Below are 1,415 nucleotides of genomic sequence, written 5' to 3' on the forward strand. Positions count from 1 at the left end.
GGCACCATGACCGGAAAGTTGAAGGGAGTGATCCCGGCAACAACCCCCAGAGGCTGAAACTCACTCCAGGAATCAATGCCAGGTCCGGCATTGCGACTGTGCTCTCCCTTTAACAGCTCTGGCGCAGCTTTTGGTTCCTCCGGCGAGCGCTGCATGGCATTGTCTGTAGCCGTTGCCGTAGGTGATGAAGCGGCCGACCAGTTGGTAGGCAAGCTGACAGAAGCCATGCAGTCCCTGAAAGTGGGTGCATACAACGACAGCCAAATTCTTCTAGAAAAGTTCATAACAGCATCGACAGGCCCACTAACCTCCCCCTCAACAGCCTAATCTAATGACGCAGCCTTCCCAACCAGCTTGAGCTTCCAAAGCTCCTGGATGGCTACATTGTAGAGCTCACAGTAAAACCGCAAAGCATGACCCGGGGCTTGGGCCTGCTTTAAGGAAATAGCCAAGGTGCGCTTGCGCTGTCAGCACTGGGAGACAGGGTCAATCAATCTACACTATCAACCACCTTCGTATCTTCATTTAACTGGCTCTTTGATGACGACACTTTGCTGCTACGACTATTTTCCAAAAGCCAGCTCCTGAACATTTCTGCCTTGGGGTGCAGGTACTGACGGGCAGGCGCAGTGAGATAGAATCCCTCAGAAGTCCTGACTCTCTGCGGCAATGGCGCCACCAGCTCACCACTGGCCAACATTCCTGCGACAAGTGACGTCCGGCCCAGTGCAAAACCCTGACCATACTTCGCCATTTCCAGTGCTGTAATCAGGGTATCAAACTGCATGCCTGAAGAGTTTTCGTGGAATTCACAACCCAGCTGCTTGAACCAGTACCCCCAGCCTTCTTCATAACCAATGACATGCAACAGGGTATGACCTGATAGCTGTTCCGGACAATCGGGCAGTGGCAGCCCTCTGGCCAAGACCGGACTGCAAACAGGAAAGAGCTCATCCTCAGTTAAACAATCAGACTTAAGACCCGGCCAGTCGCCCCGTCCATAACGTATTTCAAGGTCTGCTTCCCTGTCCTTGTCCTCCGCCCAGATATTACTGGTAAAACGTATGCCGATCTCAGGAAACTCTTCTCTGAAACGGCCCATTCTAGGAGCCAGCCAGGTCGTAAAAAAGACCAGATTCACCCTGACAGTCAGCAATCTGTCCCTGCCCTGACCAAACAGCTCTTCCGTAGCCACGGCCAGCGAGCTGACTGCTTCATGAACAGCGGGAAGATAAGCCATACCGGCTTCCGTCAATTCCAGCCCGCGGGGAAGCCTCTTGAACAGGGCTACTCCAAGCTGAGACTCAAGACCTTTGACCTGCTGGCTGACCGCAGCCTGGGTAAGATTCAATTCATTGGCTGCATGGGTAAAGCTGAGCAGTCGGGCAGACGCCTCAAAGGAGCGCAGCCAGTTC

At 53.5% G+C, this 1,415-nt stretch carries 1 protein-coding gene and 2 pseudogenes; 1 reads left to right on the forward strand and 2 read right to left on the reverse strand.

Annotated features, from left to right (window positions below; all coding sequences use genetic code 11):
* Positions 1-125: pseudogene (locus KDK17_RS00690) on the reverse strand (aldehyde dehydrogenase family protein); the annotation flags it as partial.
* Between KDK17_RS00690 and KDK17_RS00695 the strand changes: the two are divergent.
* Positions 121-258 (forward strand): annotated as a pseudogene (locus tag KDK17_RS00695) (aldehyde dehydrogenase family protein); the annotation flags it as partial. The pseudogenes KDK17_RS00690 and KDK17_RS00695 sit on opposite strands and share 5 nt — an antisense overlap.
* Positions 259-490: 232 nt before the next feature.
* Here KDK17_RS00695 and KDK17_RS00700 read toward each other — a convergent pair.
* Positions 491-1,415, reverse strand: a 925-nt coding sequence (locus tag KDK17_RS00700) for a LysR substrate-binding domain-containing protein (protein WP_257287119.1), incomplete at its 5' end; no start/stop codon positions are given.

The sequence above is a fragment of the Endozoicomonas sp. SESOKO2 genome, from assembly GCF_024606245.1.
Lineage (GTDB): Bacteria > Pseudomonadota > Gammaproteobacteria > Pseudomonadales > Endozoicomonadaceae > Endozoicomonas_A.